Source organism: Levilactobacillus senmaizukei DSM 21775 = NBRC 103853, from assembly GCF_001592085.1.
Lineage (GTDB): Bacteria > Bacillota > Bacilli > Lactobacillales > Lactobacillaceae > Levilactobacillus > Levilactobacillus senmaizukei.
This window is the reverse complement of the sequence record NZ_BCWD01000015.1, coordinates 1-24,061: the sequence shown is the minus strand read 5'-3', so window position 1 is coordinate 24,061 and position 24,061 is coordinate 1. Positions and strand designations below refer to the sequence as shown.

Genomic DNA, 24,061 nt, shown 5'->3' with positions numbered 1-24,061 from the left:
GTTAAGTGTATTATACCAGAAATCTGGCGTCAGCCGGCAAGTTCGAACACACGTTCAGAACTTGTTTAGCAAAAAAAGAGCCTGAACGATACCAGGCTCTCTTCAAACAAGTCTTCAATTAATCGACATCCGGCTGCGGGGCATGGGTGAACGTCAACGTGTCGTCAGCCACATCGATCGTAATCAGACTATGCGCGGGAATCTTTCCGGCAATTAGCTCCCGAGCCAACGGAGTTTCCACGTGGGTTGTGATAAAGCGCTGCAATGGTCGTGCGCCGTAAGCCGGCAAATAACCTGCCTTGGCAATCCAGGACTGAGCCGCCGGCGAAATGGTCAGGTCGAGCTGCTGTTCATGCAATCGAACCGCCAAATGGTCAATCAACTTAACCACAATCTGCTGGACATCGGCCAAGGACAATGGAGTAAACATGATGGTCTCGTCAATTCGATTCAAAAATTCTGGCCGGAAGTGGGTCTGTAACAATTGGGCAACCTGTTCCTGAGCTTCTGGTTCGATATGCCCCTGATCATCCGTACCATTCAATAGAATCTCGGACCCCAGGTTAGAGGTCATGATGAGGATCGTATTCTTAAAGTCCACCGTCCGACCTTGGCTGTCGGTCAGCCGGCCATCATCCAGGACTTGCAATAACAGGTTAAAGACATCCGGATGAGCCTTCTCCACCTCATCAAACAGAACAATCGTGTACGGATTACGCCGCACGGCCTCGGTCAGCTGACCCCCCTCTTCGTAGCCCACGTAACCAGGGGCCGCACCAACCAAGCGTGACACGGACTCCTTCTCCATGTACTCACTCATATCGATCCGCACCATATGGTCTTCACTGTCGAAAAGGTTTTCGGCCAGCGCCTTGGCTAATTCGGTCTTCCCAACCCCGGTTGGCCCGAGAAACAGGAACGACCCTAAGGGTTTCGTGGGATCCTGTAAACCAGCCCGGGAACGCAGGACGGCATCTGCCACGGCCGAAACCGCCTGATCCTGTCCAACGACCCGGTCGTGCAACCGATCGGCTAACTTCAGTAGCTTCTCACGCTCACCTTGAACCAACTTGGTCACGGGAATGCCGGTCATCCGACTAACCACCGCGGCAATTTCATTTTCGGTCACAGACTCGGATACCAGCCAGTTGGCTTGTTGATCTTGCTTTTCCAACGCAGCCAACTGCTTTTCCAATTGTGGAATGGTGCCATGTTGAAGCTCGGCGGCCTTGTTCAGATCGTACTGCGCTTCGGCATTTGCCAAATCACGCTTAGCCTCGTCCAATGCCTGCTTCTGATCGCCCAATTTCTTAATGGCGCTCTTTTCGTCCTGCCACCGGGCACCCAGTTGATCGACCTTTTCTTGCGTATCGGCAAGTTCCTTCTTCAATTCCGTCAAGCGTTGTTTCGAGGCAGCATCGGTTTCCTGCTTCAGGGCCGTCTGTTCGACCTGCATCCGCATAAGTTGCCGCCGCGCTTGGTCTAGTTCGGTGGGCGCGGAATTCATCTCGACTCGAATCGAGGCTGAGGCCTCATCAACCAGGTCAATCGCTTTATCGGGCAGGAATCGATCGGTCAAATAACGATCGGACAACTTAGCCGCCGCAATCAAGGCATTGTCATGAATCCGGACCCCGTGATGAATTTCGAAGCGTTCCCGGAGGCCCCGCAGGATAGTGACGGTGTCGTCTACACTGGGTTCATCCACAACAACCCGTTGGAATCGACGGGCTAGCGCCTTATCTTTCTCCAAATATTGGCGGTATTCGTCCAAGGTCGTCGCCCCAATCAAATGAAGCTCGCCGCGGGCCAACATTGGCTTCAACAGGTTGCCGGCATCCATACTGCCTTCAGTCTTTCCGGCACCAACAATGTTGTGAATCTCATCGATGAACATGATAATCTGGCCGTTACTCTTGGTGACTTCCTTCAACACCGCCTTCAGGCGTTCCTCAAATTCACCCCGGTACTTGGCCCCAGCAATCAGAGACCCCATATCGAGCGAGAAAATCGTCTTATCCTGCAAGTTATCCGGCACGTCGCCACGAACAATCCGCTGGGCTAGGCCCTCGACAATCGCGGTCTTACCCACCCCGGGCTCCCCGATCAACACGGGATTATTCTTCGTCTTGCGCGACAAAATCCGAATGACCGAGAGAATCTCGTCGTCGCGGCCAATAATCGGGTCAATCTTGCCACTTCGCATGGCCTTAACCAGGTCGGTCCCATACTTTTCCAATGCTTTATATTGGTCCTCTTGATTCTTCGAGGTGACCCGTTCGCCACCACGCAGCTTGTCGACGGCCTGGCGCAACTTCTTTTCCGTGACGCCCTGGGCCTTGAGGTAATCGGTCAGTGACTCACCCGTCAGCTTCATCAGCGCGATCACCACCGTATCGATGGCCATAAAGTCATCATTGTAGGCGACCCGAACTTGATCGGCTGTTTGGAACAACTCCGTTAGGTTTCGCGAGAACTGTTGGCCATACTGCACACCACTCCCGGTAACGGTACTGATGCTGTCCAACTCACGGTCGAGCTCCTGATCGAGCGCGGTCACGTCTAAGCCGGCGTCTTGAAAGATCTGGCGGGCCAGCTCACCCGGCTGAACTAAGAACTTGAATAGATGGGCCACCGTCACATCCTGATGCCGGCGCGTCATGGCAATCTGTTGAGCCTCTGCAATCGCATCCGTTAAGCCTTGCGTCATTTTTTCTGGATTCATTTAAACTCCCCCTCAATCGATTAAATTTCATTAATTTTCGGTCTAAAAAAGAGGCAACCAACCGGTTAACCTCGATTTTTCATTCATATTCTAACTGATCTTGATCGAAAATGAAAATAATTTGACCAAGTTTGACTAATTAATTTAAGCCTGCGCTTCGGCGAGTTTGGCGATCTCGACAACCACGTCGGTTGCCCGTTCCATGGTCTCTTCGGAAACGTATTCAAACCGACCGTGCATGTTTTCTCCACCAGCGAAGAGGTTGGGTGTTGGCAAGCCCATGAAGGAAATCTTGGAGCCATCGGTCCCCCCACGAACTGGGAAAATGAGTGGCTTAATGTCCAAGGCGGCAAAGGCATCCTTAGCCAAATCAACCACCGTCATATCCTTCTCGATAACCTCACGCATGTTGTAGTATTGGTCCTTGATAGTCACCTTGAGCCGGTCACTGCCGAAGTCCTTATTCATCTGATCGGCAATCCCTTGGAAGAGTTTCTTACGGTCTTCGAAGATTTCCCGATCGTGATCTCGGATGATATAACCCAGGTGAGCCGAATCAACCGTCCCATTCATACTGTACAAGTGGAAGAAGCCTTCGCGACCCTCAGTATTTTCCGGCCGATCATGCGCGGGTAAGGCGGCGTGAAAGTCCATGGCAACTTGGGACGCGTTAACCATCACTCCCTTAGCCTCGGCGGGATGCACGTTGGTTCCGGTAATTTCAACTTGCGCATCAGCCGCGTTGAAAGTTTCGTATTCCAATTGACCTAATGGGCCCCCATCAACCGTGTAAGCAATGTCGGCCCCAAAGTCCTTAACGTCGAAATGATCGGCACCAGAACCGATTTCTTCGTCGGGTCCCAGGCCAATTTCGATTTCACCATGTTTGATTTCCGGATGGGCTAACAGATATTCCATGGCTGCCATAATTTCGGCAACTCCGGACTTGTCATCGGCCCCCAACAAAGTTGACCCATCGGAAGTGATCAGCGTTTGCCCGGCGTAGTTCTTCAAGTTAGGGAAAACGGCTGGATCCAAGGTGAATTTGCCAGCGTCGTCCAACTTGATGACGGACTTGCCATCGTAGTCTTCCACGATCTGGGGCTGGATGTTTTCACTGTTAAAGTCAGCGGTATCAAAGTGAGAAATGAACCCAATCTTTTGCACCTGCTTCGTCGTGTTCGCTGGTAAGGTGGCGTAGACGTAGGCAGATTGGTCATTGATGTGGACGTTATCCAAGCCAATGGCCTTTAGGTCCTTGACCAAGCCCTTTGCGAAGTCCATCAAGCGCGGTTCGGAAGGAATCGTCGTTGAATTAGGATTCGACCGGGTATTAATCTTAACGTATTTCAGAAACCGGGGAATCAAATTTTCATACTTTGCCAACATAAATCACTCCTCAAATAAATTAACACTAAGTTTAGTTTACGCGTTTGACGCGCTAAATAAAAGTAAACGGATCCGTATTGATCTGCGTTGCCACCACCGTCAGTGGCCAGTCATTCGCCGTGGTCCAGTCCTGAAACATCCGGGTCAAATGGGGAATGCAGATGCTCTCGATATGGTGGCCCGGATCAACCACACTAAATCCAGCCGCCAGCATGTCATGGGCGGGATGATACGAAACATCCCCCGTCACATAGACATCGGCCTGGGCCGCCATAGCGGCCGGATAGAATTCGCTACCACTACCGCCTAAGACCGCCACCCGGTGCACCATGGCCTCCGGACGATGACTGATTAACCGCAAACCGGGCACGTTAAACACCTTTTTGCAAGTCATCGCAAACTCACTGACCGTCATGGACGTCGGCAGCGCCCCCACGCGTCCCATGGTTACCGCCGGCGTCGCCGTGGCCCCGTTACTAGGTACCAACCCGGCACAGTCCTGCAAGTTCAGGGCCGTCGCCAACCAGTCGTTCATACCACCCGGCGCGCTGTCCAGGTTCGTATGGGCCCCGTAGACCGTGATGCCGTGTTGTAGCAGCGTGGCATACATTTGATTTTGCGGATTGGCTAGGTCCAGGTCCTTGGCGGCATGGAACATCAGGGGATGGTGTGCAAAGATCAGGTCAGCTCCCACCGCAATCGCTTCATCAACTACCTCTGGACGAACATCCAAGGTAACTAAGACTTTGTGCACCTCGGCATCCAGCCGGCCCAATTGCAGGCCGACATGGTCCCAAGGCTCCGCCCAGGTCTGTGGGGCAAACCGTTCAAATCGGTCGATTAACTCACGCACTAACACGGTGTAGGACCTCCTCAATTTCGGCAATCGCTTGTTCTAGCGCTGCAACCTTATCGACGGGCACCACCGCGGCCGACCGGACTTGTTTCAAAACGGCCTGGCTTCGGGCCAACTCGTGTCGCCACTTTTCGATAAAGATGGGATTGTGCTCGGCCAACAGAAAGGGACCGAAGCGCAACTCATCGGCGGTATACGGATGAACCACCGGCTGGCGATCGGCTACCAAGATTTCGTAGGTGTGCCCATCTTCGGCCAAGATTTGCTCGGCCACCAAGGAAAAACCGTGGTCCATCAGAAATTGTCGCACGTTCATTTCGCCCACGTTGGGCTGTAACACAAGGCGATTAACCCCTTCCAGACGGCCGAAGTCCTGCGTCAGGATCTGGGTAATCAGGGCGCCACCCATCCCAGCAATGACGACCGTATCAATTTGGTCCCCAGGTTCGATGGCTTTGAGACCGTTAGCTAAGCGGGCCGTGATCTGATCGGACAACCCTTCGCGGTCAATCTCGTGACGCGCATTCTCAAAGGGGCCCCGGACAACCTCACCGGCAACGCCGCTAATAATGACGCCCCGCTTGGCCAGGTTAACGGGCAAATACGCGTGGTCGGTCCCGATGTCAGCTAAACGGCTCCCCGTTGGCACGTAGCCGGCGACCGTTGCCAATCGTTCTGATAGATGGTCTGCATCCATAGTTAAATCTTCCTTTCTCGTAAAACTTCATTACTTCTAGTATAAAACAGCACCGGACAATTGAATACCGCGAATTTAACGGCAATCAAAAGAGACGGCCACTGGCCGCCTCTTTTCCCCATGAGTCATTCACAAGTTAATTCTGGTGACGTCGTTTAACGAACGACCCACTCGCTAAGGCCAATAACAGACTCCCGATGAGGGCTAAGATCCCCTGAGATTGTCCGCTGGTCTGCGGCAGAGTGGCGTCCGCAGAATGATCAGAAACCCGTATCCGATTGGCGCTCTGTTGCCGATTGTCGGTTTGTACACTAAGCCTGTCATCACTAGCCCTGACTGCGGTTAACTTAACCGCCTTGCCGGCCGGTCCCTTGTTCGCTGTTCGCCCAGGTAAGGCGACGCCGCCGGGGGACTCGGTTGGCGAGGTCGTTGGTTGTCCCGGATTGATCTCTGGTACCTGGTCACCATTGGGGTCAAGCGACCCGTTACCGGGATCGGTGGTTCCGGGATCAACCGTTCCTGGATTGCCCGCTGGCGTTTCGGTGACCCGGTTCAGGCTGATGATCGGTGCCTGCTTCACGGATAACGCGCTAAATGCATGGTCAATCATTTCACCGCCGGCGTATCGACCGGCCACCGTGCTCCCACTGTCGACAACTCGATTGGGTTCAGACGCCGTCACAGTACCACCAGCGGTCAAGGACCCCGTACTCCAGGCTCCCGAAGACGCCAAGGTGCCCTCACCAAAGGGGTGTAAGCTTGGTAACGTGGTCTCAACGGTGAGATTTGTCAGATCGTCGATCCCCGGTTGCGGTGACGCGGTGTAAAGAAAATAAAAGGTCGTATTCGTTTGGGTATTATAATTCATACCGGTAAACATCGCCATGACCTCTTCCACCGGATCAAAACTCTTGAAGGTGTACACGTCTTGAATACTATCAAGCCGCGGACTGTCATAGCCATCGCGTCCTAACCCCGGAACGGCGAATGCTGTCAGATGGTAGACCGTACCATTCTTCTCATAGAAAGGCAGAACCATTCCTTGTAATAGTTCGGCTAGTTCGGCTTTTTTGTCTTCATTAACGGTCAAATAATTCGCGCCGGTTGTGCTCGTCGCTTTTTCAGTGTCTGTGCTGCCGATATCAAAGGTGACAAAGTTGCTGCGCGTACTTTGCACATCAGATGTTAACAGCCAATCCTTGACGAACCTACCAAGAAAATTATCTAACCCCTGAGCATACCGGGTGTATATATTAACGTGCGAGCCCCCTGGATCAAACTCATCGTCCTCAGTGGCAGAGTAGACACCGTTAGTTGATAGATAATCGCCATCTTTCATCCTGGCGGCAACCGTCGCATTATTCTCTTCGGTTGGCGCACTCTTAGCCAAGAAGTCTAAAAATTCCTGGTAAGCTGTTTCAAAGCCGGTCCAGTTCTTGCCAAAATTCGAGTATTGTGCCGTGACGTCATCATTCGCCGGATAAGTATAGGCATCATCGGTAATGCCGTAGTCTGCATTGGCAGCCTTTAGAGTTGCGATCAGTTTGGCATAGCTGGCGACCTGATCATCGCCGTTAATCGCCAATTGATAGTCCACCGCCTTGCTAGCTAAGTCGGTTCCAATTGTTTGAAAGCTATCCGTCAAGACCGTCCAGATGTTCCCGGCATAAGCTGCTTCATAAATATTTTTTAGCATGGCTTGGTCACTATTAATGGCGAGCACGATTTGATTGATTTGATTAATTCTTTGTTGTAAGGCGGTTTGCGCCGCGATAACTGCCAATAACTTCGGCGTGGCAACTAGTACCGTGGCATTGTCTTCAATTTTTTGGGACAAATCTGTTTGTAGGACCGCTAGATCAGGGAGCGCCTCATCAGTGGCCTTAACCGTGGTCCGCCCACTCTTATCCAAGGCCGTTTGATAGGCTGTCAACGTGACCTGATAATCAGCCTGACTATTTGTCATCGCTGACAGGGCGGCTTGGACTGCTGCTTGCGTCTGCAACACCGTCGTTGCCATCGCCTTAAAGTCTGGGGCGCTGGACTCGCTACTTACCGGCTTAGTAATCGCCGTCTCATATGCCGCGTAGGCTTCCTGCCATCCGGCCAACTTAGTATTTAAGTCATCGAGGGCCCGATTAAAGGCTTCGCTGACCGACTCCTCGCGCTTTGCCATGTCATCAAATACTGCTTTAGGCTCCTGCATGGCCGTTTCAGCGGCCTCAACCACCTGCGTTGCCTCATCAAATCGGATCTTATTTGATGCCACACTGGGTGATTTCTTGGCAATTTCAGCTTCCCAATGCGTGGTGTCTGCACCGGCCGCCTGGGTCTTCGCCAAGTATTCCTCTAGCTTTTCTAGAGCAGCCAGCGACTTGTCATAGTCCATTTTCACACTACTTTGTTCGGCAACTGCGTCTAAGCGGGCCTTATAGACATCCAAGTAGGCTGAAACAATGGCTTCATTTTGGGGATCCTGAACAACCTTACTATAGGCGGCTTGCACCTCCACCATCTGATTAGCGGCGGCTGCTACCGCCTGCCGCGCATCCTGAAGTTCTACTTTACTGGCCATTGCGGGCATAGTTAAGCTGCCCAAAGCCTGATTGTATTCATTCATCGCCGTCTGCCAAGTGCTCACCGCCGTCTGATAATCTTTGGCCTTAGCCTGAAAATCTTCGTATTTCGCAACCGCCTGCGAATAAGCCTCCGTCACCTGAAGATCGGCCAGCATCTGAGTAATTTCTGGATTCTTATCGGCACTAATGACGGCCATGGCTTTTCCGGTCTTATCGTTATAGGCAACGACCGCGGTATTGTAAGCCATGAGTGCTTGATCGTACGTCGTCTTTAGCTTAATGAGGTCCGCACTCGTCAGTGCCGGATGCTCAAGGCCGTCATTTAACTTTGTAGCGGCGCTTGTTAACGCCTCACTCGCTTGGTTAACCTGATCTGACACGACATAGTTAGCCAAATTTGTCTGCACCGTTTGAACCTGGACCGCCACGTCTTTCTGTAGATTGGCCGTCAATTCTTGATAGTCGACCAGGTCGTCGCCAATGGTTTCGGTATCGGTCACCTGTTTGACGGCATTGGGTGAATCTTTAATTGTTTCATTAATTTTGGCTTGATAGGCCGTAATTAGGGCCTGCGTCTGAGCATTGGTCTCACCAAAGGCGCTCACCTTACTCTGGTACTCAGCCAGCGCTGCTCGGATATTTTCTTGCCAATTAGCTTGTGCGGTTAAGTCCGCCGCGTTCAGCAGATCTTGTAATTTGGCTAGACTATCATTGACTGCCTGAGCTTTCCCGTTCGCAACATCGACCTGCTCTTGGGCATCGGAATAGGTATCCGCTAAACTAGCGGAAGAAGTGGCGGTTGGATCTCCGAGATCTTCGGAAGTCGGTTCACCCGTTTTATTCTGAATGACTGGTGGATCTCCCGCCGGTTTCCCATCAATCTCATCAGATTGCTCTACCCGAGGGTCCGGTTCACTAGCGGCCGATGCTGTCAGCGGCCGGCCGACACTCAACCCGGTTATGAGACCGATGGTGGCGATCGATCCAACCACCCAGTCCTTGCCAACTTTATACATTTTACGATGTTCATGAGTAATTGACTTCCGATTAAAATACATGGCGCTTCCTCCTACAATGGTTGACTGACATTAGGAATGACAAATTGCCGTGCGTTATCTATTGATTAATTAAAGTATAACAATGTTAAACAGGTAAAACAATGCCAATAAGAAAGCGTTTTCTTTATTGCTATCACGCCATTTTATTTTACTCGATACATCTCTATCTTACTGTAGAGTCCGTATTTTTAAACGGGAAACCACGAGAAATCGTTTGGTTAATTACCCCGTCGATCGTCCACTGAGACTTTGACTAACCAGATCGGAAAAGTTGGCGGTCACCTTACCCGACTCCCCAATTAACTTTTCCCCGAACGCCAAAAAAGCCTCAGACTGTCAAAGCAATCTGAGGCTTCCTCTTTAAACTTTATTGACGCCGACGTCGCGTGGACTGTTCGGCCTGCTCCTCATCCGCATTCTGAGCAATCTTAGAATATGGATAGGGATAGGTGATCTTCATAACCGCTGGCATCACCAGTGGCAACAAGACAACCAATAGGATAATCCCAATAATTACGGCCAACGCAATTTGAATCAACGTCATGACCCCTGAAGGAATCAACGCGGCGAAGGTCCCACTCAGGATAATCCCGGCGGAAATAACCACCGTCCCCATGACCGTGGCAGCCTTCAGCATCTTATCGCTGGTGGCACCCGGTTCATGTAAGGATTCCCGGTACTTGCGCATCAGGAAGATTGAGTAGTCGACCCCTAAGGAAATTAACATCACGAAGGTAAAGAATGGCGTATTCCAAGTCAACATGTCGGCCCCGAGAACTGGCTTAACCAACCAATGAACGATGGTCAATGCCCCGGAGTAAGCGACCAACAAAATCCCTTCGATAACGATTGGTTGAACCAGTGAACGCGTCACCACCATCAAGGCGATAAAGATTCCTGCTAACATGATAATGACGGTCCGCGTAAAGTCACCGGAAGCCATGTCGTTAATGTCGTTGGTTTGTGACGTGTTACCACCAAAGGCGACCTTGACATGGCCTAGGCTCGTTCCCTTAAGCGACCCGTTCACAACCTTTTCGAGTTGCGGCAACCGAGCCATGGCGGCTGCGGAACTTGGATCGTCATCGAGAACCAACGTTAACTTGGTCAACTTGCGGTTAGGCGACATGTAGGTCGTCAGCGCCGGCTTGAACGATTCCCCATGCAACTGCGCACTAGGAATGTAGAAGGTCTCGGTAGCCGCAGAATCCTGCAGTTCTTTTAGGTAAACGTTGGCCGAGCCAACTCCAGTAGAAACCTGAGTCAAGCCGCTCGAAGCGGACGTTAACCCATTCCGGAGATCGGTCAATTGCTGACTCATGGCCGCCAGTTTTTCGGCCATAGTTTGGTTTCCATTAGCCACCTGACTGGCCCCACTGGTCAACGCCGGCATCTTACCATTGATGGTAAACATCGCACTGGAGAGTTTCCCAGTGGCACCGGATAACTTGCTCGATTGAGCGCTAGCTGCATTCAGGGCTTTTGTCGCACCCGGCAACGCGATATTGGACTTTTGAGCCAACGTCGCCACGGCCTTTTGCAACGTGGACGTTGAATTTTGCAGACTGGTTAATTGGCTGGCAACCGACTTGTCGGCGGCGCCGATGGCCTTTGCATCCGTCCCAATCTTAGTCAGCGACGTAGTTAATTCGGTCTGTAATTTCGCTTGAGCCGCGGTCTGTTGCTTAAGAACTCCCGCTAACACCTGCTTTTGAGCGGCAGATAACGGTGCACCGGCCTTGGTGAAGGCGGCACTAACCGTGCTAGCATCCATGCTTGGCAAGCTCTTCATCGTACTCTGAACGGTGGCCAATTGCTTCCCAATATCCTGCGTCTGCCCGCCAATGGTGGTCAGGGAACTCTTGATCCCGCTGGTATTGGTGCGACTGCCAGCGACCTGTTGATTCAGTTCCTGAATGGCCGCGTTTAGCTGTGGCAAGGCCGCTTCCAGCTGGGCTAATTGAGCCGCCTGCTTACCACCAGAGACCGAAGATACCTGACTATTCAGGGAATTAACCCCGGTTGAAACCTGAGAAATGGCCGATTGTAACTGGTTGGTCCCGGTGCTGACCTGTTGGGCCCCACTGGCTAGCTTCTTAGCCGACGTGACCGAACCCGAAACATCTTGCTTACTCAATTGGTCATTGGCGGACTTAAGGCCCTTGTTGACCTTATTAACCCCGGCCTGGGCCCGAGCCAATCCGCTGGTGACGGTACTCATTTGGTCCCGCACGTAAAGCTTTTTAATTTCCTTACCACCCGGTTGGGTCGCGGAAGCCACGGTCTTAACCCCAGTTGAGGCTTGCAATTGTTTGGTCAACCGGTCGATTAGCATCAAAGACTTTTCGTTATCCAACTTATGATCACTTTGAATATAAATGGTCGTTGGTTCCGCCGTCCCCTTAGAGAAATGCTTTTGAACAATCTTGAACCCTTGCTTAGCGGGAACGTTATTGCCGATTTCAACCAGGTTGTCGTAGTCCAAGGTCCCATGGGACGTGAGGGCTAATGGCACAAAGACGATCCCAGTAACAATTAAGGTAATAATTGGGCGAATCATGGCGTGCTTAGCCATTCCATGCCACAACCGACTGTCGCCTTCACCGGCAAATTTCTTGACCGGCCAGAACATCCGCTTGCCGAAGACCGCCATGAAGAATGGGTTTAACGTCAGGAGAACGGCCAATAAGACCACCACCCCGACGGCAATGCCAACCGCGGATCGGTACAGTGAGAAGTTGGCAAAGCCCAATACACTCATCCCAATTAAAACGGACAGTCCGGAGTAAAGCACTGTCCGGCCACCGATCTTAATGGCATCCTTGGTTGCCGAGTAGCGATCCTGCCCTTGGGCCAATCGCTCCCGGAATTCATTGTATAGGAGAATGTTATAGTCCGTCCCAATCCCGAATAACACGATGACAATAAACACTTCCGTAAAGTTGGAGAACGGGAAGTTGAAGCGGTCAACCATGTTGGCCACCACGGAAATCGACGTGATAACGGACACGGCCACCGTTAATAGTGAGAATAATGGCGTGATTGGTGAACGAAAGACTAACCATAGGACCAAGAAGATGAAAATTGCCGCAATCACTTCGGTCTTTTGGACCGCAGCCTGCGTGGCGTCGGAGAAGTCTTGGTTCAAGACATCGGCACCGGTGACGTAGGTCCTAACGCCACTAGTCTTGGCCAGGTTTGTGATTTGGCTACGAATCGTGGCCACCCCATGACTGGAGGACTTGTGGACGTTTAGCTGCAGTAACTGCGTACTCTTGTCCTTTGAAATCAGCTGTGATGCCGCCGTTGAACTATCGCTGGCTGCAGTCACCGACCGGATTTCATATTGTGATTCATGATTTTTGATTCGCTGAATCGTTTCGTCAATCGCGGTGTTCTGGGAACTCGTTAGGGCCGAGTTTCCGTTGCTGAAAACCACCACGACCGCCGTGGTACCGCGTTGGGAGCGGCCCCACTGCTTTTGCATATTCGTCGCACGAGTACTCTGATAACTGTCGGGGACCGTAATCTGCCCCTTGTCCGCCACCAGTTGACTCATATTCGGTAGCGTCAGGACGGCCAGTAAGACAATCACTAGCCACCCGATGACGTTCCAGGTGTAATGTTTATTCATCCAACGCACGGGAAAACCTCCTAAATATTTTCTACTCTATTCTGCTGATGGGTGTTGCTTTAACCATTTCGTCCAGTCCAACTCAACGGGTTGGTTAGCCGACGTGGGTAAGACCTCGCCAATGGTCAACTTTGCTAACTCCTGCCGATACAGATCCTCCGCCTTGCCAAACACGGCTAAGACGTTAGCGACCGGTTGTTGGTCCTGCAGGTCCGTTAGCTGATAGGTGTTCATGAAAGCTTGTTTCTGGTCAAATCCAAAAACCTTATTCACTAATCCCGTGTTCTTAACAAACAATGATTGTCCTTCGATGGCTTCAAAGACCTCGAGTAACGTGATCTCATGCGGGTCGCGGGTCAAAACAATGCCGCCCTCACGACCAGATACCGTCTTAACAATCTTGGCTCCCGCCAATTTTTGAACAATTTTTTTCAGATAACTGGTCGAAATCCCCAGTCGTTGAGCCACAAGTTGACTATGTAGTGGAATCTCACGATCCTGGATCCCCAGTAATGCCACAATGCACAGCGCCTGCTCTAAGCTTGGCTTTGCCTTCAAAAACGACCCTCCTTTACCGCAAAAACTTTTGAAAGCCTTAATTCTTAAACGAGATACATTATATCCCCTTTAGCGAATATTTCAAGACTTTTGACGCAATAAAATAACCTACCTTCAGCTATTTTTCTATGTAAACGATTCCAACTTGGCTACATTCGCCAAGTAAGTGATGTCCTCACTCCTACTAACGAAATTTTACCGGATTTTTTCGCGTTTTTTGAACAAAAAAATAGTGCAACCAGCCTCATCACTGATTACACCATCATTTCTAATCTATTCCAAAAAGTCCTTAAGTTGCTTGCTCCGTGATGGGTGCCGTAACTTACGCAGTGCCTTGGCTTCGATTTGCCGAATCCGTTCACGCGTTACCCCAAAGACCTTACCGACTTCTTCCAAAGTCCGGGTCCGACCATCATCCAGGCCAAACCGTAACCGCAGAACGTTTTCTTCCCGGTCAGTCAACGTGTCAAGGACACTTTCCAACTGTTCCTTCAGAAGTTCATAAGCCGCGTGGTCTGCCGGACTAGTCGCGTCTTGATCTTCGATGAAGTCGCCCAGGTGGGAGTCATCCTCTTCACCAATAGGAGTTTCCAAGGAAACCGGCTCTTGCGCAATCTTCAAGATTTCACGAACCTTTTCCGTTGGCATATCCATTTCGGCCCCAATTTCTTCGGGTGTTGGTTCCCGTCCTAAGTCTTGGAGTAACTGCCGCTGAATCCGAATTAACTTGTTAATCGTTTCAACCATGTGCACCGGAATCCGAATGGTCCGTGCTTGGTCAGCAATCGCCCGTGTAATGGCTTGCCGAATCCACCAAGTGGCATACGTGGAGAACTTGAATCCTTTACGGTAATCGAACTTTTCGACCGCCTTCATCAGGCCCATGTTTCCTTCTTGAATCAAGTCCAGGAATTGCATCCCCCGGCCCACATAACGCTTGGCAATGGAAACCACCAACCGTAAGTTGGCTTCGGCTAATTCTTGTTTGGCCGCTTCTTCACCCTTTTCGATCCGGAGTGCTAAGGCCACTTCTTCATCGGCAGTTAACAGGTTAACCCGCCCGATTTCTTTCAGATACATCCGAACGGGATCGTTGATCTTAACCCCGGTCGTGGTGCCGGCGTCCTTTAGTTCCTTTTTAGAAACGGTCTTTTGCGCCTTAACCGCCCGTGGGTCTGGCTCACCCTTGGCATCAACCACGCTAATCCCAGCATCGGAAATGGTCTCGAGTAACTTATCCATTTGCTTGGCATCCAACGTGTACGGTGTAGCAACCTGATCGGACAGTTCGTCATACGTGATGTGTCCGGCCTTTTTGGTATTTTTAATTAAAGCTCGCACCGTCTTGTTGTAAGCTTTTTGGTCAAACATTGGTTGATCTGTGGTCTTTTTCGCCATCAAAATACCCCCTAGATTAAACTTGCTTGTTCGCCTGGCGTTGTTGCTCTAAGCGAACAATTTCAATCACTAATTGCTGTTGTTGTTCGGCATTACCCAATCGTGAGGCTTCTGCCAATTGATTCTTCTTTTGTCGGAGCTGCTCTTCCACCGGTGCGTCGGTCATAATTACCGCGAGATAATCGTCAATCTCGCGTTCGGTTACGGCCGCCGTCATGTTCATGGTTTCCAAGTCAATCACCAGTTGCTGCAAGCGGTCCTCCTGAATAAAATCAGTGAACTGAGCACTCTGATAGACCTGATGCGTTTGAAAGTACCCTTGAGCTAGCGTGTAAATGACCTGATAGTCATCATGCACAAAGCAAAAGTCGGGAACCGCGCTCACGCGAGCCCACACGTTCCGGTCATGTAATAACCGGTAGAGGAGCCCTCGTTCGGCCCGTTCTAGCCGATTCAACGGCCGTTGCTGCTGATGAACCATCACCGGCTGTTCCTGACGAGTTGGTGTCTGCGCCGGGCGCTGCCGCTCTTGCTCAGCCGCGGAAGTTCGCTGCGTTTGCTTGAGCTGAGCCAGCAATGCTGACTTGTCCAACTGAAACTCGCTGGCCAGTTGATTCAAATACAGATCCAGTTCAACCGGCTCCTTCACCTGGGCCAAGAGCGGCATGATCTGCTGCAGGTAGTCCAGTCGTTCGCTGTCGGTATCCAGGGCGCGATTACGCCGCAAGTACCGTAGATGAAACCGAATTGGGGTTTCCTTGGCCGTTTGCAACATCTGCCGAAAGGCCTCGTCACCGTTAGCCCGCCGATACTCGTCGGGGTCTTGCCCCTCGGGTAACTGGATGACACTCAACTGTAAATGACTATGCTGGCCTAGCAAGGTTAAGGCCCGAGCGATAGCCCGTTGACCGGGCTCATCACCATCGTAACATACGTTGAGCTTATCCGTCGTCCGTTCGATCGCATAAATCTGTTCGGTCGTCAGGCTGGTCCCCATGGAAGCAATCCCATTTTGAACGCCGGCCTGGGCGGCGGAAATGACGTCCATGTAGCCTTCAAACAACGTCACCTCGCCGTGTTGCCGAATCGCCGGACGAGCCAAATCAAAATTGAACAACAATCGACTCTTGTTAAACAAAGCCGTCTCCGGACTGTTTAAATACTTCGGTTGGCCATCCGTGACCTGTAACAAACGCCCTGAGAAGGCCGCGACATGGCCGCTAGCATTCCGCAAGGGAAACATGACCCGTTCGGTAAATCGGTCCCTGAGCTCGCCGTCAGCGTTCTCAATGAACAAGCCCGACTGTCGTAACAGCTGATAATCCGCATCCCGACCGTCAAAGAACGGCTTCAATAATCGTTTGGCCGGGGCGAATCCCAACTGATAGGTCTCAATGGTTGCATCCGTGAGGCCCCGATCGTGCAGATAGGTTAATGCCGACTCACCCATCTCGGTATTCACCAGGATATGATGATACAGCTTTGCCGCCTGTTCCTGCAGGTCAATCAGCTGGCCAGTCTTGGAATCCACGGCAGGACCATTAGCGTCTTGCCGATATTCGCTGGCCAGGTCAACGTGACTAAAGTCAGCAACCTTGACCACGGCTTCTGGAAAGTTCACGTGTTCGAGTTCCATTAAGAACTTAAACACGTTGCCCCCACGGCCGCAACTAAAACAATGAAAAATTTGTTTATCTTCCGCTACTGAAAATGATGGCGTCCGTTCCTCGTGAAACGGACAGAGTCCAAACAAATTCTTACCGGACTTCTTAAGCTGAACATATTGGCCAACCACATCAGCAATGTTGGTCGCCGTTCGAACCGTTTCAATCACGTCTTCGGGTATCTTTGCCAAACCATCACTCCCTTACCGTGAGCTCCATCGCGCTAAAAGCTATGAAAAGTCGCACCCCGGAATCCCGAAAAGTGCGACTCTTTAATTGGCCTACGTGCGTAAAAATACACTATACATACTACTCCTATTACAGCCGGTGTCAACACTTAGGCCTCGCGGTTCCGGGAGAAAAATGCCGGGTATTTTACGATGATTTGGCTACTATTTTTTTGCAAATTTTAATCGGTCACTTGGCTAACTCGTAGGCATACCAAATGGTCGTTCCCACCAGCACCACAGTGCCAATCGTTAGGATAGCGATAAACCAAGATTGGTTGATGCCCAAGGCTAAGAGACTCAACAACGAAACGACTAACATAACCTGCCCGCCAAGCACATTCACCTTGTGCCAAATAACCGGCGAGTTGTAGGTCCAAGGGATCCGAATGCCGACCAGGTGATTACGAGGAACGTAAGGCAAGATGGCGGCAATAATCGACAGAAAGATCATGACGACAACGCCCACTTGATGTGGTTGCCGGGTTGTCAATAAGGCCGTTGGCCAAATGAGAAAAATAAGACTGTATAAGAATAACACGACGTTTAAGTCAAAGGGCAGCTCCGTTTGAACCGATTCCGCTAGCCGCGCCCTAAGGCTGCTAGGAATAATCACCGGCAGACTGATCGTCACCAACGCGATCAACGTAAACCACAAGAGACTGGTTACCGTGCGCGCCGGCTGAACCGTCCCGAATCGCACCGACAACCGCTGAAACAGATCGATTAACGCTAAGAGGCCAAGATTCAGGATTCGAATTCCCCACTGCCACTTAGCAGACATCTTCGTTTTAAACATTCTCAATCATCCCTCTTGCTCGATTGAACTGACAGTCCCCATCAATTATCGTGAGCATGGCCTCACGCTCGAAATTTTTCAATCGATCCGCACTGCGTCCATCGGTTAATTCCTTAACGATAAAAGCTGATGCCCTAATAAAAAAGTCTGGGATTAATCCCAGACTCTCGCTAACTTATTAATCAATTTAATGAAATAACGGCTACTTGACGACTAACTGGTCCAGGTCACCCAAGGTCAGCGCTAACTGAGCCAAATGACTGAGTTCCGTAAGCCGGTTGTTCTTAACGGCTTCATCCTTGTCCATCACCATCGTGGCTTCAAAGTAAGCCGCAATCGTTGGTTGAATGTCAGCCAGGCTGGCGTACAACGCATCTAAGCCCTGATCGGCAGCCGCAGCGACCTTGGCGACGCCTTGGTCCAAGGCCCCTTCACTGTCGTTATTAAACAGTTCGGGATTAACCTTGGCCGTAGCCAATTCGGCTGGCGCCTTCTGGGCCAACCGGATGACCCGCGTCAGGGATTCAATGACATCCTTAAAGTTGGCGTCATCGGCGTGGCTCGCCAAGATATTGGCCGCCGTGAAGATCTGCAAGACGTCACTGCTGGAACCTTCGGTAACGGCGGCAATAATATCGTGTCGTTGCTTGCTGGAACGCAAGATCTTCCGAATCCGGTCCTTAACAAAGTTGACTAGCGCTTCGACTTGGGCCGTTTGGTCCAGGTCTGGTGCCACGTTAGCGGCCGTTTCGGCGGCAATGGCATCCCGTGCCAAGTCAGCGACTGGCAGAGACCACTGTTGGTCGCGAGCAATCCGCACAATCCCCGTTGCCTGGCGACGCAGGGCGTAAGGGTCGTTGGAACCACTAGGAATCATTCCGGCGGCGAAGAACGTCAGGATACTGTCGAGCTTGTCGGCCAATGCCAGGACGGCACCGGGCACGGAAGCTGGCAAGGCGCCATCGGCAGAGATTGGTTCGTAATGTTCGCGAATGGCTTGGGCAACGGCAGGATCTTCGCCTTCAAGCAGGGCATACTTCTCACCCATAACCCCTTGAAGTTCGGCGAATTCACCGACCATCCCGGTAACCAGGTCAAACTTGTAGATTTCACTGGCACGCAAAGCCGCCTTCGTCTGGGCATCGTTTAAGTCAAAATGCTTGGCTAAGACACCCACAATGGCCGTCACCCGGGCCATCTTTTCAGCCATGGTACTGATCTTGTCATGGAAGCTAACCGACTTCAACCGTTCAACGTAATCGGCAATCGTCTTGTGTTGGTCTTCGGTGTAGAAGAACATGGCATCTTCCAACCGCGCCGTCAGAACCTTTTCGTTCCCGGCAACCACGTTTTGCAAGTCATGATCGTTCCCGTTACGAACGGAGATGAAGTTAGGCAATAACTTGCCGCTAGTATCCCGCGCATAGAAGAACCGTTGATGATCCCGCATTGAGGTGATCAACACTTCTTCCGGAATGGTCAGGTACTTTTCGTCAAAGCTCCCGGCAAAGGCCGTTGGCCATTCAACCAAGTTGTTAACCTCTTCCAAGAGGCCAGCATCGACATTGACCGTCCACTGGTTATCCGTGGCAATCTTGTCGATTTGCGTCTTGATCAAGGCCTTACGCTTGTCGGCATCGGCAATGACAAATTGACTGGTCAGGTCGGCTTCGTAATCGCCCGCCTGCTTCAGCTCGATGTCCTTGCCGAGGAAACGATGGCCGCGAGTATTGCGGTCGGTCGTCACGTCCAGGATGCTAAAGGGAATGACGTCAGCATCTAGTAAGGCCACTAACCAACGGATTGGTCGGATGTATTCAAAGTGATGGGCGCCCCACTTCATCATGGTTGGGAACGTCATCGCGGTAATCACGTCCTTTAGCCCTGCCAGAACGGCGGCAACGGGTTCACCGGCAATGAACTTGTCGACATAAACGTATTCGGTCCCTTTGATTTCCTTAAAGGTAATATCGTCTGGCGTGAGACCTTGGCCTCGAGTAAACCCGATGGCGGCCTTGCTCCAGTTACCATCCGCATCCTGAGCAATCTTCTTGGCCGGACCCTTAACGGATTCGCTGATATCGTCTTGCTTATCGGCCAAGCCACTGATCAACAGGGCCAACCGACGTGGGGTTGAGAATGGCTTGATGTCATCGTAAGCCACGCGCTGTTCTTTTAAGTAATCCGCGGTCCGCTTAACCAACTGCTTGATGGCCGGTGTAACCACGTGGGCTGGCATTTCTTCCAAACCGATTTCTAGTAAAAATGTGTGTGCCATTATTTGGCCTCCTCGTCCGCTAATAATGCTTGTCGTACCTGGTCATCTTTGATTAATGGGAACCCGCGCTTCTTCCGTTCGGCAACGAAGGCCTTAGCAATAGCCCGGGCCATATTCCGAATCCGTGAAAGGTAGCCGGCCCGTTCTGTAACGGAAACGGCCCCACGAGCATCCAGCAGGTTAAAGGTGTGACTGCACTTCAAAACATAATCGTAGGCCGGGTGAACCAAGCCGTTAGCAATTTGTTTCTTGGCTTCATCTTCATACTCATCGAAGTGCCGTAATAACATGGCTTGATTGCTTTCTTCGAAACTGTACTTGGAGTGTTCATACTCGGGTTCCTTGAAGATATCCCCGTACTTAACCCCATCGGCCCATTCCAGATCAAAGACGGAGTTCACGTCTTGAACGTAGGATGCTAGCCGTTCCAAGCCGTAGGTGATTTCGGAGGTCACAGGATCAACTTCCATCCCCCCAACGACTTGGAAGTAGGTGAACTGGCTGATTTCCATCCCGTCCAACCAAACTTCCCAACCAACACCGGCACAACCCATGGATGGGTTTTCCCAGTTATCTTCAACGAAGCGAATATCATGTTCAAGTGGGTCGATACCTAACTCTTGCAGACTGTTCAGGTAAAGTTCCTGAATGTTGTCTGGTGAAGGCTTCATGACCACTTGGAATTGATGATGTTGGTATAACCGGTTAGGGTTTTCCCCGTAACGCCCGTCGGCTGGTCGCCGAGATGGCTCAACGTAGGCGGCGTTCCAAGGCTCTGGTCCAATCGCCCGTAGGAAGGTGTAAGGGCTCATGGTACCGGCCCCTTTTTCTGTATCGTAAGCTTGCATCAGCATGCAGCCCTGGGCGGACCAATACTGTTGTAACTTTAAGATGATTGCTTGCATGGACAGTTTTTCTGTCATGGGTGCGTTTCCTCCTCAAAAGATGTGATTCAGTCAATGTCGCTAACCTAATGAATAAATAAGCGCAAAAAAAGTCCCTACGAGAATTCACCGAGGCAAATTCACGTAGGGACGAAGTTTTAATTTCGCGGTTCCACCCTACTTCTAGTCCATGGACTAGCAGCTTTATTGGAAACGACTCCGAATGTGCCAACCCACAGAAATCACTACCCGGCTAACACTATCCCGGATTCGCTGAAAATAATCGCTGTGTTTTTCATTCATCATAATCGACTTATTTAACTGTTTTTCATAATAGTCGTCTGGCTCAGGCTTGTCAATGAATTTAGGTGAAATCCTTACCCTTGACGCCGGTGATTAGCCAGTCCCAACCAACTCAGGATCGTCAGGAGCATGGCCCCAATCCAAGACCAACCGGTCGTCGAGTCGTTGGTTTGGGGCAAATCAGTAGCCGTTGGACGTTGACCAGCCACCGAATGACCCGGTTGCCTCGTTAGGCCCGGTTGGATCCCTTCACGATAAGTCCAGCCGTTCGCTTTGACTCCTGAACGGCCATACGCCTTCAATGGCGTCCATGGTTGCCGAGTCTGCGGCGACCTTGGCGAACGATGGGTGCCCCTCTTCTGCTTGGGATTGGTTGGGCCGTTGGCGTCTTCCCCGGAATGACCGGGATAGTTGGCGGCGTGGGCTGATCCGGCGACACCGGATCAGTTGTCCCAGAACTACCACCGCTACTTGGGTCCGTCCATTTAAGGGTTAACTGATTAACCCCATAGTTACCGGAGTGATCGGTGGCCTGCCCGGTGGTCCCCGAGCTCAAGGTCAAGACCAGACTGGTTCCGGTAAACCCGCTGGGTAAGGTCAACCGATCCGTGGTGGAATCATAGCTTAACGGTGTCCCGTTATGGGTAAAGACCATCGGATCCGTGAGGGAGAAGTTCCGTAGTTTCAAGGCCGCCGCGATGGCCGTCTTGACGCCCGTCAGCTGATCGCTGGCATGACCCACCATGGCGGTGAGGGTTTGTTGATCAGCAAAGGCCTGATCACCCAGGTGGGTAACGGGATCGGCCGCCTGAATTTTCTGCAGGTTGTTGCCGGCGAAGGCCTCGTTGTCGATCGAATCGACGGTTCCGGCAAAGGTGACGCCAACGAGAGCGTTGTCGGCAAAGGCCGTTTTGCCAATCGAGGTCACACTGGCGGGAATCGTTAACCCGTGCTCAGCGCTGGTATCATCATCCGGCAAGACATCCCCGACCAAGGCATTATCGGCGAAGGCCGACGTCCCAATGGTTGCGACGCTATCACCGAGCGTCAACCGGGATAATTGATTACCGGTAAAGGACTGCTCACCAATCGTGGTCACCTTGGACGGAATGACCAAGTCACCAGCAATCTGATTGCCAGCAAAGGCCTCGCCTAAAATGGTCATTAAGGCCTGTCCCAGCTTCAAGCCAGTCAGTGCGTTATTTTGAAAAGCGGCACTATTGATGTGCTCAATGCCATCGGACAACGTTAAGGTCCCAACCAGTTTATTATTGGCGAAGGCACCATTGCCAATGGTCCCGGTACTCTTGCCGAAGTCAATCCCGGTCAAGGCGTCCCCTGAGAACGCCCCAGCGTTGATAAAATTAACCTGATCGGGAATGACCAGCTCACCGGTCAGGCCAGGGTTGCCCACAAAGGCGGCCGAACCGATGGTCTCCAGCTTAGAGCTGTGTTGATTACCGAACGTGACCCCCGTCAATTGGTTACCGGCAAAAGCCGTATTCCCAATGACTCTCACGGAGTCAGGAAAAGTTAGATTACCGCTAATCGCATCGCCAGCAAAAGCAGCGGCTCCGATCGTATCCACATGATTACCCAGTTCCAGACTGGTTAATTGCGGATTCTCTGTAAAGGCAGATCCTTGAATGATCCTGACGCTGTCAGGAATTTTTAGACTAGTGATGTGATTCTCTTCAAACGCTCCAACCCCAATGGTGTCTAGTCTGCCATCTAAAAAGGTCACTTCGGTCAGCTGATTATTAGCAAATGCCGAATTACCAATCGGGTCAACATTTTTAGGAATCGTAATGGTCTGTAACAGGTTATTCTGGAATGCCCCATTGCCAATGGTAGTCAGATCCGTTCCCAACGTTGCCGTGACGAGGTGGTTGTTGGCAAAGGCTGTGTCTTTCACCGTGGTCGTGCCATCAGGCAAGGCAATGCTCGTCAAGGCATTATAATTAAAACTGTCAACACCGATGGTTAGGTCGAGATTCTTCCCATCATTAAGTGGGCGCACACCAAAATCGACACCGGTTAACTGATTTTCGGTGATTGCTTCCTGATCACTGCCTTCGAAGGCAGAATCACCAATGTTCTTAACTCCAGCTGGTAACTTTAAGATGCCTTTTAACCGATTGTTTTTAAAAGCCGCCGTATCAATGTCCCAGAGTGATGTACTTCCCGCTTGAACACCCTTGAAATCAATTGATTCTAATAAGTTATTCTCAAATGCAGCTGTATCGATCTCTGCTACTCCAACCGGCAGCGTCAACGTCCCTTTCAACTGGTTACCCTTAAAGGCCGCCGCACCAATCTTCCAAAGCCAACCGCTACCCGTCTGATTAGCTCGGAAGTCGATAGTTTCCAATAGATTGTTTTCAAATGCGGAGGCCCCGATCACTTGAACCTCGTTACCGATGGTCAGACTGGTTAACTTGTTATTGGCAAAGGCGCTCGCACCAATGGTGCCCACTTTATCCCCGATAATCACGCTAGTTAAGTTGCCATTAGCAAACGCCTTATCGGCAATCGCCGTGACATTAAGGTTTTCAAATTGTTCCGGAATGGTGATCGCCGTCGCATCGCCCGTGTAACCCGTTACCGTATAGGCAGTCTGGTCACTGTTAAGGGCATACTGAAGTCCCGCCGTGTCCGCGCCCGTGGCATCGGGTGTCGGGGTCACGTCGGCGTTGGGGGTGGGTGCCGCCGGAATGTCCAGCGCCCGGGTCCTACGCTGATATTTGGCATTCACGGTAACTGGCGTGACTTTTTCAGCCGCCGAGCCATTCTTGTCAGCCAGGTCGCCAGTCCCATCACCAGATTGTTCTTTATCGTCAGTCAATGGGTCACCGCTATTTTTACTATTCTGATTAGCCTGCGGGTCATCGTCGCCAGTACTTGCGGGTACTACCGGCTTACCCGCGTCCCCTTTACTTCCCGAATTCTGGGATATGACCGGTTCTGCGGCCGCATGGACCAGTGTCGTACCCATTAATCCGGTACTCAGGG

The 24,061-nt window shown here is 51.4% G+C and carries 14 protein-coding genes; all 14 read right to left on the bottom strand.

Features of this window, described 5'->3' with window-relative positions:
* Positions 1-118: 118 nt before the first annotated feature.
* Positions 119-2,725: an ATP-dependent chaperone ClpB gene (clpB, locus tag LSE01S_RS06770; protein WP_061776875.1), complete on the bottom strand. Its 2,607-nt coding sequence runs from the start codon at positions 2,723-2,725 to the stop codon at positions 119-121.
* 144 nt (positions 2,726-2,869) lie between these two features.
* On the bottom strand, positions 2,870-4,111 hold the full coding sequence (pepT, locus tag LSE01S_RS06765) for a peptidase T (RefSeq protein WP_061776905.1): 1,242 nt from the start codon (positions 4,109-4,111) through the stop codon (positions 2,870-2,872).
* 55 nt (positions 4,112-4,166) lie between these two features.
* Positions 4,167-4,973 carry a Nif3-like dinuclear metal center hexameric protein gene (locus LSE01S_RS06760; protein ID WP_061776874.1) on the bottom strand — a complete coding sequence of 269 codons (807 nt, stop codon included), beginning with the start codon at positions 4,971-4,973 and terminating at the stop codon, positions 4,167-4,169.
* Positions 4,960-5,667 carry a tRNA (adenine(22)-N(1))-methyltransferase gene (locus LSE01S_RS06755; RefSeq protein ID WP_061776873.1) on the bottom strand — a complete coding sequence of 236 codons (708 nt, stop codon included), beginning with the start codon at positions 5,665-5,667 and terminating at the stop codon, positions 4,960-4,962. The genes LSE01S_RS06760 and LSE01S_RS06755 overlap by 14 nt, the downstream gene beginning before the upstream one ends.
* A 136-nt stretch (positions 5,668-5,803) precedes the next feature.
* The gene (locus tag LSE01S_RS06750; protein ID WP_061776872.1) at positions 5,804-9,304 is read right to left on the bottom strand and encodes a KxYKxGKxW signal peptide domain-containing protein; all 3,501 of its coding nucleotides are present in this window, start codon (positions 9,302-9,304) and stop codon (positions 5,804-5,806) included.
* 367 nt (positions 9,305-9,671) lie between these two features.
* Positions 9,672-12,938, bottom strand: a complete 3,267-nt coding sequence (locus LSE01S_RS06745; protein ID WP_235808315.1) for an MMPL family transporter — start codon at positions 12,936-12,938, stop codon at positions 9,672-9,674.
* A 36-nt stretch (positions 12,939-12,974) separates the two neighbouring features.
* Positions 12,975-13,496, bottom strand: coding sequence for an RrF2 family transcriptional regulator (locus LSE01S_RS06740; RefSeq protein ID WP_061776870.1), 522 nt, complete (start codon positions 13,494-13,496; stop codon positions 12,975-12,977).
* Positions 13,497-13,769: 273 nt separating this feature from the next.
* Positions 13,770-14,900, bottom strand: coding sequence for an RNA polymerase sigma factor RpoD (gene rpoD / locus LSE01S_RS06735; RefSeq protein ID WP_420843289.1), 1,131 nt, complete (start codon positions 14,898-14,900; stop codon positions 13,770-13,772).
* 10 nt (positions 14,901-14,910) lie between these two features.
* On the bottom strand, positions 14,911-16,749 hold the full coding sequence (gene dnaG, locus LSE01S_RS06730; protein WP_061776868.1) for a DNA primase: 1,839 nt from the start codon (positions 16,747-16,749) through the stop codon (positions 14,911-14,913).
* A 226-nt stretch (positions 16,750-16,975) separates the two neighbouring features.
* Entirely contained in the window at positions 16,976-17,584 is a 609-nt protein-coding gene (locus LSE01S_RS06725) for an SdpI family protein (protein ID WP_061776867.1), read from the bottom strand.
* 202 nt (positions 17,585-17,786) lie between these two features.
* Entirely contained in the window at positions 17,787-19,862 is a 2,076-nt protein-coding gene (gene glyS / locus LSE01S_RS06720; RefSeq protein ID WP_061776866.1) for a glycine--tRNA ligase subunit beta, read from the bottom strand.
* Positions 19,862-20,785, bottom strand: coding sequence for a glycine--tRNA ligase subunit alpha (gene glyQ / locus LSE01S_RS06715; RefSeq protein WP_061776865.1), 924 nt, complete (start codon positions 20,783-20,785; stop codon positions 19,862-19,864). The genes glyS and glyQ overlap by 1 nt, the downstream gene beginning before the upstream one ends.
* 338 nt (positions 20,786-21,123) lie before the next feature.
* Entirely contained in the window at positions 21,124-21,258 is a 135-nt protein-coding gene (locus tag LSE01S_RS11060; RefSeq protein ID WP_169798695.1) for an LPXTG cell wall anchor domain-containing protein, read from the bottom strand.
* 89 nt (positions 21,259-21,347) lie between these two features.
* Positions 21,348-24,061 (bottom strand): leucine-rich repeat domain-containing protein (locus LSE01S_RS06705; RefSeq protein WP_061776863.1); only part of this gene is annotated, 2,714 nt, incomplete at its 5' end.

Coding starts and splice junctions, on each gene's coding strand:
- LSE01S_RS06725 (WP_061776867.1), bottom strand. CDS start 17,584: ATGTTTAAAACGAAGATGTCTGCTAAGTGGCAGTGGGGAATTCGAATC.
- LSE01S_RS06755 (WP_061776873.1), bottom strand. CDS start 5,667: ATGGATGCAGACCATCTATCAGAACGATTGGCAACGGTCGCCGGCTAC.
- glyS (WP_061776866.1), bottom strand. CDS start 19,862: ATGGCACACACATTTTTACTAGAAATCGGTTTGGAAGAAATGCCAGCC.
- LSE01S_RS06745 (WP_235808315.1), bottom strand. CDS start 12,938: ATGAATAAACATTACACCTGGAACGTCATCGGGTGGCTAGTGATTGTC.
- LSE01S_RS06750 (WP_061776872.1), bottom strand. CDS start 9,304: ATGTATTTTAATCGGAAGTCAATTACTCATGAACATCGTAAAATGTAT.
- clpB (WP_061776875.1), bottom strand. CDS start 2,725: ATGAATCCAGAAAAAATGACGCAAGGCTTAACGGATGCGATTGCAGAG.
- glyQ (WP_061776865.1), bottom strand. CDS start 20,785: ATGACAGAAAAACTGTCCATGCAAGCAATCATCTTAAAGTTACAACAG.